This is a genomic window from Phenylobacterium sp. (assembly GCF_004299445.1).
In the GTDB taxonomy this organism is placed as follows: Bacteria; Pseudomonadota; Alphaproteobacteria; order Caulobacterales; family Caulobacteraceae; genus Phenylobacterium.
In genome coordinates, this window is record NZ_SCTC01000050.1 from 32449 (window position 1) to 47309 (window position 14861).

Annotated in this window: 12 protein-coding genes; 2 read left to right on the forward strand and 10 right to left on the reverse strand. The window is 68.4% G+C overall.

What is annotated here, in order from left to right:
- Position 1: 1 nt before the first annotated feature.
- The 5 genes from EPN98_RS13285 to rfbF are packed head-to-tail and all read right to left on the reverse strand — an operon-like array spanning position 2 to position 4713.
- A complete protein-coding gene (locus EPN98_RS13285) occupies positions 2 to 1078 on the reverse strand; it encodes an FkbM family methyltransferase (RefSeq protein ID WP_293363241.1) in 1077 nt (358 codons plus the stop codon).
- Positions 1079 to 1134: 56 nt separating this feature from the next.
- Positions 1135 to 1665 carry a dTDP-4-dehydrorhamnose 3,5-epimerase gene (gene rfbC / locus EPN98_RS13290; protein WP_293363242.1) on the reverse strand — a complete coding sequence of 177 codons (531 nt, stop codon included), beginning with the start codon at positions 1663 to 1665 and terminating at the stop codon, positions 1135 to 1137.
- Positions 1665 to 2906, reverse strand: a complete 1242-nt coding sequence (locus tag EPN98_RS13295; RefSeq protein WP_293363244.1) for a class I SAM-dependent methyltransferase — start codon at positions 2904 to 2906, stop codon at positions 1665 to 1667. The genes rfbC and EPN98_RS13295 overlap by 1 nt, the downstream gene beginning before the upstream one ends.
- The gene (gene rfbG / locus EPN98_RS13300) at positions 2903 to 3958 is read right to left on the reverse strand and encodes a CDP-glucose 4,6-dehydratase (protein ID WP_293363245.1); all 1056 of its coding nucleotides are present in this window, start codon (positions 3956 to 3958) and stop codon (positions 2903 to 2905) included. Before rfbG ends, EPN98_RS13295 begins: the two co-directional genes overlap by 4 nt.
- Positions 3946 to 4713, reverse strand: coding sequence for a glucose-1-phosphate cytidylyltransferase (gene rfbF / locus EPN98_RS13305; RefSeq protein ID WP_293363247.1), 768 nt, complete (start codon positions 4711 to 4713; stop codon positions 3946 to 3948). Before rfbF ends, rfbG begins: the two co-directional genes overlap by 13 nt.
- Before the next feature lie 138 nt (positions 4714 to 4851).
- On the opposite strand from rfbF, the gene EPN98_RS13310 reads away from it, so the two are divergent.
- Positions 4852 to 5595: a sulfotransferase domain-containing protein gene (locus EPN98_RS13310; protein WP_293363248.1), complete on the forward strand. Its 744-nt coding sequence runs from the start codon at positions 4852 to 4854 to the stop codon at positions 5593 to 5595.
- A gap of 39 nt (positions 5596 to 5634) precedes the next feature.
- Complete coding sequence (locus EPN98_RS13315) at positions 5635 to 6615, forward strand: M23 family metallopeptidase (protein ID WP_293363250.1); 981 nt, start codon at positions 5635 to 5637, stop codon at positions 6613 to 6615.
- 193 nt (positions 6616 to 6808) lie between these two features.
- Here EPN98_RS13315 and EPN98_RS13320 read toward each other — a convergent pair whose 3' ends face one another.
- The 5 genes from EPN98_RS13320 to EPN98_RS13340 form a co-directional block, all read right to left on the reverse strand.
- The gene (locus EPN98_RS13320; RefSeq protein ID WP_293363251.1) at positions 6809 to 8461 is read right to left on the reverse strand and encodes a glycosyltransferase family 4 protein; all 1653 of its coding nucleotides are present in this window, start codon (positions 8459 to 8461) and stop codon (positions 6809 to 6811) included.
- 77 nt (positions 8462 to 8538) lie between these two features.
- On the reverse strand, positions 8539 to 9450 hold the full coding sequence (locus EPN98_RS13325) for a hypothetical protein (protein ID WP_293363252.1): 912 nt from the start codon (positions 9448 to 9450) through the stop codon (positions 8539 to 8541).
- A 219-nt stretch (positions 9451 to 9669) separates the two neighbouring features.
- Positions 9670 to 11529 (reverse strand): calcium-binding protein, encoded by a 1860-nt coding sequence (locus EPN98_RS13330; protein ID WP_293363253.1) that lies wholly within the window; start codon positions 11527 to 11529, stop codon positions 9670 to 9672.
- Between the two features lie 210 nt (positions 11530 to 11739).
- The gene (locus EPN98_RS13335) at positions 11740 to 13128 is read right to left on the reverse strand and encodes an HlyD family type I secretion periplasmic adaptor subunit (RefSeq protein WP_293363254.1); all 1389 of its coding nucleotides are present in this window, start codon (positions 13126 to 13128) and stop codon (positions 11740 to 11742) included.
- The gene (locus tag EPN98_RS13340) at positions 13125 to 14861 is read right to left on the reverse strand and encodes a type I secretion system permease/ATPase (RefSeq protein ID WP_293363256.1); all 1737 of its coding nucleotides are present in this window, start codon (positions 14859 to 14861) and stop codon (positions 13125 to 13127) included. Before EPN98_RS13340 ends, EPN98_RS13335 begins: the two co-directional genes overlap by 4 nt.

The window sequence follows — 14861 nt, forward strand, 5'->3', positions numbered from 1 at the left end:
GCTAGAGCCCGCCCACGGGGTGATGCAGCTTGGGATCCTTGTGGCGCAGGTACTTGGGGCTGACGCCCTTCACGATCGAATAGCCCGGGCCGTCGAACACCGCGGTGTCCTTCACCGCCACCATGTTGAAGCCGTGCGGCGGACCTTCCAGGTAGACGTCGTCCACCGGGATCAGCTCGACCGGCTTGCCCGCCAGGTCGTAGTTGGAGTTGAAGTCGCGCAGCGCGAAGACCGTGTAGCCATGGCCGGTCAGCAGCTTGACGATGTCGGTGTTGGCCAGCCCGTTCGACCAGTCGACGTAGTGGCGATGGACCTCGAACAGGATGTCGGGCGCCTGACCCTTGGGCTGCGCCAGGAACGGCTCGGCGCCCTTCAGCGCGCCCAGCTCGGCGCCTTCGATGTCCAGCACGATGAGGTCCAGGACCTCGACGCCCGACGCCTTCAGGTAGTCGGCGATGGTCACGGTCTTGAAGGTATCGTCGCCCGCCTCGGCCACCTCGGCGCTGGCGAAGCTGTCGAAGCCCACCAGCTTCAGGTTGGTCGAGCTGTCGTGCCACAGGCCCTCGGACCGCGGCTTGATATTGGTCAGGCCATTCAGCTCAGCGTTCTTCATCAGCATGCCGCGCTGGTCGTTGTTGGGCTCGAAGGCGTGCACGACGCCGCCATTGCCGGCGATCTGGCGCGCGATCAGCACCGCGTGGTCGCCGAAGTAGGCGCCGCCGATGACGACGTTCCTCGCGCCCCCCCTCGTCTTGCCGCGGGCCAGGTCGACCAGGATCCGGCTCGTCATCGGCTCCCAGGCGTGGTCGGGCGCCTCGGGCTGCGACATCACGAAGTCGCGGGCGATCTTGGAGCGGTAGAGGAACTCGAACGTCACGCCGGTCGACAGCGTTTTCCGCACGACCGCGTCGTCGTCGTAGAGCGCGTCTACCAACGGACCGGTCAGTTCCTCTCGCACGTCGACGCCGGGCGCCTGGATCTGCCCCTCGAAGGCGATCAGCTGGCGGATAAAGGCGGCGCGCCAATCCGGGGTCTCTCCGATACGCGAGAGCGCCTCGAGCGCCTTTTCGTTAGCCATTGCAGTCCAGGTCCATTTCGATAGGGCGCAATCTCTAGCAGACGGCGCCGAGGTTCTCAGCCCCGATGGTCGGGGTACGAAGCGTCGCGCTCCGAGATCAGTCGCGGGGCGGCCGGCCAGTCGATCCCGAAGGCCGGGTCGTTCCACCGGACGCCCGCGTCGTGGCCCGGCCGATAGGCGGGTGCGATCTGGTAGACCACGTCGCTGTCGGGCTCGAGCGTCAGGAATCCGTGGGCTATGCCCTCATCGATGAAGAGGCCGAGCAGGTTCTCAGCCGAGAGCTCGGCGCCGGTCCATTGGCGGTAGGTGGGGCTGTCGGGGCGCAGGTCGACCGCCACGTCGAACACTCGGCCGCGGGTGACGCGCACCAGCTTGGTCTCGGCGTGCGGTGCGGCCTGATAGTGCATGCCGCGCAGGGTGCCGGCCTTCGGATTGCGCGAGATGCTGGTCTGGGCGGGCTCGAAGGGAATGCCCGCTGCGGCGAACGCCTCCGGGCAATGCAGGCGTGCGAAGAGGCCGCGCTCGTCCGCGTGCGGCTCGGCCTCCACGCGGACCACGCCCGCGATCGGGGTGGGCGTGAAGCGCATCAGTCCAGCACCCGCGTCAGCGGCGAGGCGACGACGAACCTGCCGCCCCAATCGGCGATGAAGGCCAGCTGCTGGGTGATCTCGTCCTTCAGGTTCCAGGGCAGGATGACGACGTAGTCGGGGCGTGTGGTCTTCACCGCCTCGGGCGCCCGGATCGGCACGTGGCTGCCCGGCAGGTAGCGGCCCTGCTTGGCGGGATTGGCGTCATAGACCTCGACGATGTCGTCGCGGGTGACGCCGCAGTGGTTGAGGAAGGTGTTGCCCTTGGCCGCCGCGCCATAGGCCGCGACCGCCTTGCCGTCGTCCCTGGCCGACGCCAGGAAGGCGCGGAAGCTCTCGCACATGGCGTCCACCCGCGCGGCGAAGCCCTCGTAGGTCTCGATGCGGCTCAGGCCCGCGGCGGCCTCGGTGGCGCGCAGGGTGCGCAGGGCCTCGGTCTCCTTGTGGGCCGACGCCTGGTGGCAACAGAACAGCCTCAGCGACCCGCCATGGGTGGACAGCAGCTCGACGTCGAACGGGCGCAGGCCATGGGCCGCCAGCACCTGCTCCACCGCCACCAGCGACAGGTACGAGTAGTGCTCGTGGTAGATCGTGTCGAACTGCACCAGCTGGATCAGGTTCAGGAGGTGCGGGAACTCGAAGGTGAGCACGCCCTCCGGCTTCAGCACGTGCCGGAAGCCGGCCACGAAGGCGTTGAGGTCGGGCACGTGGGCCAGCACGTTGTTGGCGGCCATCAGGTCGGCGCGGTCGCCGCGGGCCGCCAGGGCCCGCCCGGTCTCGGCGTTGAAGAACACCACGTCGGTGCGCACGCCGATGGCGCGAGCCGCCTCGGCGGTGTTGGCCGTGGGCTCGATGCCCAGCACGGGCACGTTGCGGGCCAGGAAGTGCTTCAGGAGGTAGCCGTCGTTGCTGGCCACCTCGATGACGAGCGACTCCGGCCCCAGGCCGAAGCGTTCGATCATCGCCTCGGCGTAGCGCTTCGCGTGCGCCACCCAGCCCGGCGAGAACGACGAGAAATAGGCGTAGCCGGCGTCGAAGATCGCCTCGGCCGGCACCTCGTGATCGGCCTGCACCAGGAAGCAGCGGTCGCAGACGCGGGTGTGCAGCGGAAACACCGGCTCGTTCCCCGCCGCCAGTTGGTCGGGCGTCAGGTAGCTGTTGGCCAGCGGCTGCTCGCCGAGGTCCAGGAAGGTGCGGGTGAGCGGGGCGCGGCAGAAGCGGCAGAGGGGGGCGGAACTCATTTGCGAGCTTCGTAGCCTTCGATCTGCTCCAGGCAAAGGGACAGCGCGTCCTCGCCGGCCGCCTGGCGTCCGTACCAGTCCATGGTGAGCGCGACGGCGTCGGGCGCCTCCAGGCGGCTTTCGAAGCCCAGGACGGTGCGGGCCAGGGTGGCGTCGATGGCCAGCGCCTTCGCTTCCAGCGAGGTCGGGTCCGGCTCGTGCACCCAGGGCATGCCGCCGAGCGCCTGGACGCCCAGCGTCGCCAGCTCGCCCACCGTGACCTCGGTGCCGCCGGGCCGGGGGCCGAAGTTCAGCGCGCGTGGCGCGTCGGGGCGCATCGCCAGCGCCTCCAGCAGGGTGAAGTAACCGGCCAGGCAGTCCAGCACATGCTGCCAGGGGCGCGTGGCCTCGGGATGGCGCAGCACAACGGCCTCGCCGGCGCGGGTCGCGCGCACGATGTCGGCCACCAGCCGGTCGCGCGAGAAGTCGCCTCCCCCGATGACGTTCCCGCCCCGCGCCGTCCCGACCGCCACGTCCTTGAAGTAACTCTTGGCGAAGCTCTGCACGACGATCTCGGCCGCCGCCTTGGACGCCGAGTACGGGTCCTTGCCGCCCAGGTTGTCACCTTCCTGGAAGGCGCGACCCGAGTCGTTGTTGGCGTAGACCTTGTCCGAGGTGATCGTCAGCACCGCCTTGAGTTCGGGCTGTCCGCGCAAGGCCTGCAGCAGCCGCGCCGTGCCCATGACGTTGGTGTCGAACGTGCCCAGCGGATCCTCGACCGAAGTGCGCACGATCGCCTGGGCGGCCATGTGCAGGACAAGGTCGAAGGTCTTGCCGGCCAGCGCCGCCTCGATCGCCGCGGGGTCGCGGATGTCGCCCAGATGGGAATCCACACGTTCGGCGACGCGGGCCATCTCGAACAGGCTGGGGCTCTGGTCGGGCGCGAGCGACAGGCCGGTCACCTGCGCCCCCATCCGCGTCAGCCAGATCGACGCCCACGAGCCCTTGAAGCCCGTGTGGCCGGTCAGCAGGACCCGCTTTCCGGCCCAGAATGCCGGGTTCAGCGTCGCCACGGCGCCTCGCCGGAGGCCCAGAGGCCTTCCAGGATGTTCTTGTCGCGCAGCGTGTCCATGGCGGCCCAGAAGCCGTCGTGGCGATACGCCATCAGCTCGCCGTCCGCAGCCAGACCCTCCAGCGGCTCTCGCTCCCAGATGGTGGGGTCGCCGTCGACGCGGTCGATCACCGAGGGGTTCAGGACGAAGAAGCCGCCGTTGATCAGCCCCTGGTCGCCCGGCGGCTTCTCGATGAAGCGGTCGACGCGGCCGTCGTTGATATCCAGCGCGCCGAAGCGGCCGGGCGGGGCGACGGCGGTGATCGTGGCCGCCTTGCCGTGAGCCTTGTGGAAGGCCGTCAGCGCGGTCAGGTCCACGTCGGCGACGCCGTCGCCATAGGTCATGTGGAACGGCTCGCCCGGCTCCAGGTACTTCGCCACGCGCTTCAGCCGGCCGCCGGTCATGGTGTCGGACCCGGTCTCGACCAGCGTGACCTTCCAGGGTTCGTGGTTGGTGGCGTGGTATTCGATCGTGCCTGTCGCCAGGTCGACCGTCAGGTCGGCGTTATGCAGCACGTAGTTGGCGAAGTACTCCTTCACCACATAGCCGCGGTAGCCCAGGCACACGACGAAGTCGCTGAAGCCGTGGTGCGCGTACAGCCGCATGATGTGCCAGAGGATCGGCCGGCCGCCGATCTCGATCATGGGCTTGGGTTTGAACTGGCTCTCCTCGGAGATGCGCGTTCCCAGGCCGCCGGCCAGGATCACCGTCTTCATGCGTCCGCCTTGCAGGCGCGCCCCCCATGGACCCCACTGGGACTCATCCGGCGCGCAGGTTTGAACGCCGTCTTAGCGGCTCCCGGGCTGCGTCAGAAGCCCCTTGCCCGAAACGCCGCACCGGGGGATGCACGGACCATGGCCGAACCGCCCCTCGTCAGCTTCCTGATCGCCGGCGCCCAGAAGGGCGGGACCACGGCCCTGTTCGACTACCTGACCGAATATCCCGACATCGCCTTGCCGACCGAGAAGGAACTGCACTTCTTCGACGACGAGGGGCAGGACTGGTCCGAGCCGGACTATCGCGCCTATCACGCGCGGTTTCCGGCCCCAGCGGGGCGGCCCTGCGGCGAGGCGACGCCGATCTACAGCTACTGGCCGAACAGCCTGGAGCGGATCTGCGCCTACAACCCGGCCATGAAGGTCATCATGGTCCTGCGCGACCCGGTGCAGCGCGCGTGGTCGCACTGGCGGATGGAGTATGCGCGAGGCGTCGAGACCCACCCGTTCGCCTGGTGCATCCGCGAAGGACGACAGCGCCTGTTCGCCGCCGACCCCTGGGGCCACCATCGCGAGTTCAGCTATGTCGAGCGCGGCTTCTACGCCGAACAGGTCGAGCGGCTGCTGGGCCTGTTCCCGCGTCAGCAGCTGCTGCTTCTGACGTCGGACGAGCTGCGCGGCGATCCGGGCTCGGCGCTGCAACGGGTGCGCGGATTACTGGACCTGCCACAGGCGCCGACGCCCGCCGCGCGCGAGGTGCATGTGGGCCAGGCGATCGACTATCCCTCGCGGCTGACGCCGGACGACGTCGCGCATCTGCGCCAGGTCTATGCCGCCGACGCCGACCGGCTGGCGGCGCTGACCGGCATCCGTTTCCAATAGGGCCATAGTTTCGTCCCGCCGCATCGCCAGGGTCCCCGCATGAAGGTCGCCGCGCTCCCAGTCCTCGCCCTCGCCGCCCTGGCGCCCCCCGCATCCACGCAGACGGCGCGGCCCGTGCTGGACTTTCCGCTGGCCTGCGAGTTGGGCCGGACGTGCGAGATCCAACACTACGTCGACCGCGATCCCACGCCGGCGACGCGCGACTATCGCTGCGGGCTGAACACCTACGACAAGCACAACGGCATCGACATCCGCATCCCCGACATGGCCGCCCAGCGCCGTGGCGTGGCGGTGCTGGCCGCGGCGCCCGGCCGCGTGGCGCGGCTGCGGGACGGAGTCGCCGACATCTCGATACGGGCGCCGGGCGCGCCGCCGGTGACCAACGCCGAGTGTGGCAACGGCGTCGTTCTGGATCACGGCGACGGCTGGGAGACCCAGTACTGCCACCTGGCCAAGGGCAGCATCGGGGTAAAGGTCGGCGACGTGGTGAAGGCCGGGGCGCCGCTGGCGCGGGTGGGCCTGTCGGGCAACACCGAGTTCCCTCACCTGCACTTCACCGTCCGGCGGGGCGGGCAGATCATCGATCCCTTCGCCCCGGAGCCGCAGGCGGCGTGTGGCGTCCAGCCGGGTCTGTGGCGGGCCGATGCGGCGGCCAAGATGGTCTACCGCAAGGGGGTGGTGCTGAACGCCGGCTTCACCGATGGCGAGCTCACCCAGGAGCAGCTGGAGGCGGGCGGCGTGAGGCCCTTCAGCGCCGCCGCGCCCTATCTGGTGTCGTACGTCCGCGCGATCGCGCTGCAGCCGGGCGACGTGGTCGAACTGGAACTGAAGGCGCCGGACGGGGCGGTGCTGGCCAAGAGCCGCGCCGAGCCGCTCAAGGCCTGGCGCGCGCAGAGCCTCGTCTACGTGGGCAAACGGCGACCGGCGACGGGTTGGGCCCGTGGAACCTACGTCGCCGACTACCGGGTCTGGCGCGAGGGCAAGGTCGCGATCTCCAGGCGGATCCAGGTGGCGCTCTAGGGGCGGTTTGGTGATGACCTAGTCGTGAACTGGCCAAGCTTCTCCATGGCGAGGCTTTGCGCTAGGTTTCCTCTGTCAGCCTAGCTCTCCAGTGGCTGTGTCGCATTGGCCGGGCGGTGGATCGCGAGATCCGTCGTCCGGCCGTCTGCGTTTTGGGCGTTGGCGACCTTCTGGAGGGCTGCGGCCGCGGCCTTCAGCCGCCCGGATGCAGCGCTACGACGTCGTGCCGCGCCAGCCAGATCAGCCCGCGCTCCAGGAAATTGCGACGGCCCGTCGGGATCAACTCGATCACCTTGGCCACCGGCATCGGACCGTGCTCGGCCAGCGCCTGGATCACCACCTCGAGTTCGGCGTCGCTGGGACGGTTGAAGCGGCTATAGACGGCCAGCGCCCCGCTGAGCCGCGCGTGGGCGGCCGGCCAGTCCATGCCCGGGTTCAGCACGACCACATCATGACGTGAGAGGTGTCTCGTCGGGTAGCCGGCGAACAGGACATAGGGGTCGGGCCGGTACGGGTTCTGACGGCGCGTCGGCTCAGGCGGGGCTGCGGCGAGCCGGGCGCGCTGCTCGGTCCAGAGCGCCTGATACTGCGGGATGATCGCCGCCCAGTCGAAGACGTCGCGCGCCTGCTGGCGGGCCGCTTCGCCCATCGACCGACGGATCTTCGGATGGTCGATCAGCGTCGCCAGGGCCGCCTCGGCGCGGTCCAGGTCGACGGCGGTGTACTGGGCGGCGGCCCCCACATAGGTCTCGTAGCTGATCCACTTGTTGGCGAACCAGGTGGCCAGGTCCGCGCCGAAGCCGGGCCGCGGCGTGACGGTGGGGACGCGGAAGCCGTCGATGCCGTCCCGAACGGTGTCCTTGTAGCCGTCCCAGTCGGTGACGACGCACGGCAGGCCCGCCGCCATCGCCTCGACCGGCGTCAGGCCGAAGGTCTCCTGGATGTTGTCGGAAAAGCTGATGAAGATGTCGGCCACCGACCAGATCGAGAAGCGCACGTCGGCGGGGCGGCCGTCCACCTCGCGGTAGTGGATCGAGGGGCAGAGCTTGCGGGTCTCCTCGTGAAAGCCCGGGCCGGCGGCGGCGGGCTCGATCCAGCCTGAGTTGACCCAGTAGACGGGCTTTCCCGTGCGGCGGGCGGCGCGCTCCAGGGCCATGGCCATCAGCGCCGGGTTCATCTTGGTCCGCACGCTGAAGCGGCCGACGAAGAGGACGACCACGGCGTCGTCGGGGATGTCGAGCCGCGCGCGCCAGGCGCTGCGGTGCTCGGGCGTGGTGGCGAAGTCGTCGACGTTGACGCCCAGCGGGATGGTCGCGCGCATCGGCTCCGGGCGTCGGCGCGGGCCGTAGGCGTCGGCCATGTAGTCGCGCATGGCCGAGAGCTGGGTCTCGACCGCGTCGCGCACCGCGCTCGAGGTGCAGATGAGGGCGTCGTAGTCCTCGGTCGGCGCGATCAGCAGGTCGGGGATAAGGCGCATGACGGTGGCCGTCGCCGTCGTGTGGGTGAGGCCGCAAAGGGCGTAGTGGCGCGCGCCGTGGGGCGCGCGCTGCCAGGCCTCGGCGTCGATCTCGGGAGACGGGACGTTGAGGACCCCGGGGTCGGAGAGTTCGTGGCGGCGAGCCTGGCCGATCCAGCGGATCGGCTTGCGGGGTGGCTCGATGCGGTTGACGAGTTCCTCAAGCTCGGCCTGTGGCCGGCCGGTGACATTCCAGAAGTGGTAGCGATCCACCTCGGCGTGCCGGAGGAAACCGCGCAAGAAGCTCTCGCCGGCGGCATGGCGCCCCAGGAGACTCGGCCCTGTGGTGTCGTAGCCATTCGGATGGAGGAAGAGCGCCGCGTTCGACATGTAGTCCCGACTTAGCTCAGCGGCGGCGACGTGGGCAAAGGGAAAGGATTGCGGCAGGGCGCGAAGGCCCGGGCGTCCTAGCCGCGCAAGCCGGCGAGAGCGGCCTTTACATTCGGGATCACATCCGACCAGTCGCCGCGCACGGTCTGCCGGAAAAGCCGGTGGCTCGGGTACCAGCGCGTGGCCGAGCCGCCGGCGCCCCAGCGCCAGTCTCCCGGCGTGGAGAGCATGAGGAAGCAAGGCTTGCCCATGGCGCCCGCCAGGTGCGCCACGGCCGTGTCTACGGAGAGGACGACCTCGAGTTTGGAGATGATCTGGCGGGTGTCCTCAAAATCCTTCGCACCGGTGTGCTCCGGCAGCAGGCTGACAACGTCCGGCCAGGAGAGGATGTCGGCGACCAGCTCCGGCGGCAGCGAGCGCGCGCCGTCGTTGACCTGGGTCGGGTTGCCGCAACCTATGAAGCCGATCCCGGAGCCGCCTGGGCTTGTCGGCAGATAGGGCGGGCTCTCGCACCGCCCGACGAGGCGGGGGAGCGAGCCACAGAGGACCCAGGCATCGTGCGGGGGGATATGGACCTTGCCCGTCGCGCTGTGCGTGGGCGCGCCGAGGGCGGAGAGCAGCCGAACGAGAGGCGGTTTTGTGAAGAGGGTCACTTCGATGCCTTGGGCGCGGAGCATCGGCACATATCGGGCGAACATGATCTCGTCACCAAAGCCCTGTTCGGGCAGGACGAGGAGCGAGCTGACGCTCTGCCCCGTCCATTCGGGGAAGCTTAGCGTCCGGGGCAGGTTCACGCGCGCGGGACGGTGCTCCCAGAGCCGCCAGCCCTCCTGGTCGTGCCCTTCGCGAAGCAGGAAGTAGGCGAGGTGAAATCGCACGCGGTCGGTCGGCGCGAGCGCGAGGACCTTGCGAAGGATCGATATCGCCTGGTCAGGTCGGCCCAGGAGGTCGTTGGCCAGGGCAAGCTGCACCGCATCCACCTGAGTCATCCGTCGGGCTCGCTCCTCTGGGTCCCTTGAATGGCCCACGGCGGCAAGTCGTCCGACGCCGGGGGCTGTAACATATCCGTGGAAGACGGGACGTGCACCCGTCGGCCGTGGGGCCGTCGATGGGGGGTGGGGCGCCCTGCGGTCGTAGGTCGCGGAGGGTCACGCACAAAAAAAGGGCCGCCCTGAAGGGCGGCCCAATCCTTAGTACTATCGTCCGACTTAGGTCGGGATGTTCGCAGCGCTGATGTCGGCGAGGGTACGGCCCACCAGCACCACCGCGTCTTCCGGCGCACCACCGTTGGTGCTGTCGGCGAACACCACCACGTCCGAGCCGACTTGGATCACGATGTAATCCGCGGTGCCAGACTGGGCCGTGGCGATCGCAACGGCCGCGTCGTAGCTAGTGGCGGTCAGCTCAATGTAGTTCACACCGTCAGTGGCCGCCCCAAGCCCGCTGAAGTCCAGCGCGTCGGTCGACTGCCAATCAAGGATTTGGTCAAGCGTACCCGCCGCAATACCCGAGTCAGCGGCCGTGAAGGTGAATAGATCGTCACCATTGCCACCACGCAGGAAGTCGGTACCCGTACCGCCGACGAGGACGTCGTTGCCGTCGCCGCCTTGGACCGTATCACTGCCCGCGCCGCCGATCAGGCTATCGACCCCGCCACCGCCGTCGACGTTGTCGGCGTCGGCGCCAGCATCAATCGTGTCGTTGCCTTCGCCGCCCGTGATGACGTCGTTGTTGGCGCCCGAAAGCACGCTGTCGTTGCCGTTACCACCGGAGACGACGTCGTTACCCGCGCCGGTCTGGTCGCCGTTCGTGTCGGCGCCAGCGTCGAAGGAGAACTGGTCGTCGCCATCGCCCAGAGTGACGCTGTCGTTGTTGGCACCACCGAGCACGACGTCGTTGCCGGCACCACCGTCGATGACATCGTTGCCGCCACCGATCCGGTTGTTGATGCTGTCGTTGCCGTCGCCGGCATTGATGTTGTCGTTGCCGGCACCGCTGGTGATGGTGTCGTTGCCGACGCCCGCCGTGACGGTGTCAGAACCGCCCGCGGCGTCGATGTTGTCGTTACCGTCTTCACCCACCAGCGTGTCACCCGCGCCGCCACCGACGATGGTGTCGTTGCCGAGGTTGCCGTTGATGAAGTCGCCGACCACGCCGCCGTTGCTGACGAGCGAGTCGTTGCCCTGCCCGCCGAGGACCGAGTCGCGACCGATGGCGTTCGACGAGATGGTGTCGTCGCCCGCGTTGCCTTGCAGCACGTTGACCTGTGCGCCGGTGACGCCGGCCGAGGTCACGACGATGGAGTCATTGCCGTCGCCGCCGACGATCGACGCATTCGCGCTGGTCGCCGTGATGGAGTCGTCGCCGGTGCCGCCGTCGATGCTGACCGCGCCGCCTTCAGCCGAAGCCGAAACGAGCGAGTCGCTGCCACCTTCACCGAGCATGACGTCGTTGCCGCCGCCGCCCGTGAGGGTGTCGTTGCCGAGGTTGCCGTTCAGGAAGTCGGCGCCCGTGCCGCCCAGGATCTGGTCGGCGCCTTGACCGCCGAGCAGGGTGCCGGTCGAGCCCGTGCCCGCACCGTTGATGCTGTCGTCGCCGAGGTTGCCCTGGGCGAAGTCGGCCGTACCGCCGGTCGTGATCGTGTCGTTGTCGCGGCCGCCGTAGACGGTGTCGTTGCCCGTGCCACCCACCAGCGAGTCGTCGCCGGCGTTGCCTTGCAGCACGTCAGCGGCGCCGGCGCCATCGAGCGTGTCACCGCCCGCGTTGCCATAGAGGCCGTCGGTCGTCGCGCCACCGGCCGCGCTGGTCGCGTTGGTGTCGCCAACGTACAGCACCGAGCCGTCGGGGAAGATCGGGGTTTCGAGGATGAAGTTCGCGTTGAACGTCACCGACTTGCCGGTCAGGCCCGAGATCACGGTCACGGTCGGACCCGAGGTCGCCGTCGCCGCATTGAAGATCACGGTGGTGCGGTTAGCGGTTTCGCCCGCCTGGCCGAACACCAGGTTGTCAGACCCCGTATAGGCCGCGGCTTGCGCGTCCGTGATCGTCTCAAAGAAATAAGTCGCCATTATTCTCTCCAGTCAGTGTCACACGGACCCCTGGCACGCTTGACCCCCACCGAAGTGAAGCAGTCCCAGCGGTCCATTACCCCAAGCGCCATAGCATGGCTGCGGCGTAGGTTAGACGAGCCCAAGGGCAGACGTATCGGAAGCCTGCCAATTGCGCAACCTGAAAAACTCTCCGGAATCTCAGCGTCCAAGGGTGTTGCACAGACGCCGCTACTCCTCGCGGAAGGCGTCTTCCAGGGTGTCCGTAATGGGTGAAATGAGGAAGCTCATGATCGACCTGTCGCCCGTCTTGATGAGGGCCTGGGCGGGCATCCCGGGCGTCAGCTGCACGCCCTTCTTCAGCTTCGACAGCTGACTAGGCGGGATTCGCAGGTCCACCCGATAATAGGACACCCCGCTCTTTTCGTTGGTGATCCGGTCGGCCGAGACGACCGCGACGGTGGCGTCCAGCGAGTCGCTGAACCGCTGGTTCAGCCCGGTCAGCTTGACCTTGGCCGGCATGCCGGCGCGCACCTCGTCCACGTCCTCGGGCTTGATCATCGCGGTGACCGTGAGCGGCGTGGCCACCGGCACGACGTCCATCATCACCTCGCCGCCGCCGACCACGCCGCCGACGGTGAACTGGGTCAGGTTGAAGACGTAGCCCTCGACCGGCGAGCGCACGATCGTGGCGGCCAGATTCTGGCGTGCGGCGGTCAGCCGCGGGATGACATCCGCGAGCCTGGTCTGGCTGTCGCGGAGACCTTCAGCGGCCTGGCTGGAGCGTTCATTCTGCAGCGACGACAGTTGCATGCGCGCCTCGCCCATCGCCTGACGCAGGCGGGCGATCTCGGACAGCAGCTGGCCACGACGCCCGCCCAGTTCGGCCAAAGTGCGCTCGTAGCGTAGAATCAGCGTCTTGGGCGCAAACCCCTGTTCGTTGAGCTTGCGATAGCCGGACAGTTCCTCCTCGGTCAGCCGCTGCTGTTCGAGGATCGACTCGAGCTGGGCCTGCTGGCCCTGAACCTGGGTCTGCAGCTGCTCGACGCGCTGAGCCAGGACCGACGACTGGCTCTGGAACAGCTGTTGGCGGGTCATGAACAGGAATTCCTGGTCACGGATGAGCTGGGCCACGCCCGGCTCGGCCATGCGCGCGGTCAATTCGGCCGGCAGCACCAGAGTGCTGCGGTTGGTGGCCTCGGCGCTGAAGCGCCCACTCTGGGCGACCAGGGTGTCGTACTGGTTCTGCAGCACATCGACCATGGCGCGCTGTTCGACGTCGTTGAACAGCAGGAGCGGCTGACCGGGCTTCACCAGCTGGCCTTCGCGAGCCAGGATCTGCTTCACGACCCCGGCGTCCTTGGCCCGCAGCGTCTTGCGCTGCGAATCGACGCGCACCTCGGCCGGCGCGGTGATCCCAGACGCCAGCTGGTCCAGGGAGGCCCATAGACCCACGCCGAACACGAACACCACGATCACCACGGCGCCCATGATCATCGGCCGGCGCAGGCGCTCCTGGAGCTGGGGCGCCATGGTCTCGGACTCATCGCCCCCGAACGTGGGGAGGACGTAGTCCTGCTTGGCCGGCAGCCGCGAAAGCGATTTCAGATCCAGCTTCAACGACCCGCCTCCACGGCGCGGACTTCAGGCTGTTGCGCCGGCTTGACCAGGCGCGCCATCACCTGGTCGCGCGGGCCAAAGAGCTCGACGCGTCCGTCGCGCAGCACCAGCATCTTGTCGGCCGAGCGGAACACGCCCGGCTTGTGCGAAATGATCACGACGGTGGCGCCGTTGGCCTTCATGGCGTCGATGGCGCCCATCAGCGCCTCCTCGCCCTCGGCGTCGAGGTTGGCGTTGGGTTCATCCAGCACGACGAACGCCGGGTTGCCCAGCAGGCAGCGGGCCAGGCCCACGCGCTGGCGCTGGCCGGCGGACAGCACGACGCCGCCCTCCCCCACGTCGGTGTCGTAGCCCTTGGGCATGCGCAGGATCAGGTCATGCACGCCGGCGAGCTGGGCGGCGGCCACCACTTCCTCGTCGGTCACGCCCTCACGAAAGCGCGCGATGTTGTTGCGCACGGTGCCGGCGAAGAGCTCGGTGTCCTGTGGGAGGTAGCCCACATAGCGGCCGAAGTCGGCGCGATCCCAGGTGAACACGTCGGCGCCATCGAGGCGCACCACGCCGTTGAGCGGCTTCCAGATGCCGACCAGCAGGCGCGCCAGGGTGGACTTGCCCGCGCCCGAGGGACCGATCACGCCCAGGACCTCGTTCGGGTCGATGGCGAAGTTGACATTGCCCAGCACCAGCCGCTGAACGCCGGGCGGCGCGAAGTTCACGCCCTCGACCGAAAGCTTGCCCAACGGGCGCGGCAGCGAGGTGGCCGAGGACGGCGGCTCGGCGTTCTTGAGCAGCACGTTCAGACGCTCGAACGCCCGGTACATGTTGTTGAGGGGATCCCACGAGCCCACGATCTTCTCGATCGGCTGCAGCGCGCGGCTGGCCAGGATCATGTTGGCGAACAGCATCCCGGGGTGAATCTTGCCTTCGAGGATCAGGTAGGCGCCCAGCGCCACGATCAGCACCTGCATCCCCATCCGGACGAACTTGATGAGGTCGTTGTAGAAGTTGGACGCCTCGGCGGCGGCCGCGCCGCGCTCGATGGTGATCGCCCGGTGACGGGCCCAGGCCTTTCCCAGCGTGGGCAGCATCCCCATCGCGCGCACCACCTCGCCGTTGCGAAGCGCCGCATCGGTGAAGCCATAGCTGCGCAGCGCGGCTTCGTTGGCGTCCTTCAGTGAATTCTGCACCGCCCGGGCCTGAGCGATGGCCAGCAGGACCAGGATGATCGCGCCCACGAAGGTGACCACGCCCACCAGCGGGTCGATAATGAAGAGGACGCCCAGGTAGACGGGAATCCACGGCACATCGAAGAAGGCGGCGGCGGCGATGCCCGTCAGCGACTGGCGGAACTGGTCCAGGTCGCGCAGCGCCTGGGCGCGGGCGCCCGGATCACCGCGAACGGCCGCGTCGAACAGGCTGGTGAACACCCGCCCCGACGTGCGCTGGTCCAGCGCGACGCCGAAGTTGATCAGCACGCGGGCGCGGATGTCGTCGATGACGCTGGAAATCGCGAAGACGAACAGCGTGACGACCGTCAGGGTCCACAAGGTGGCCTGGTTCTGGCTCGTCATCACCCGGCCGTAGACCTGGTAGGTGTAGAGCGGCAGGGCCATGTAGAGGATGTTCGAGACGAGGCTGAACCCGAACGCGACGGCCGCAGGCTTGTAGCCCTCGCGCAGCGCGCGTCCCAGGACGTTGTCCGGGAGGTCCGTCAGGAAGGTCAGGAATTTCAT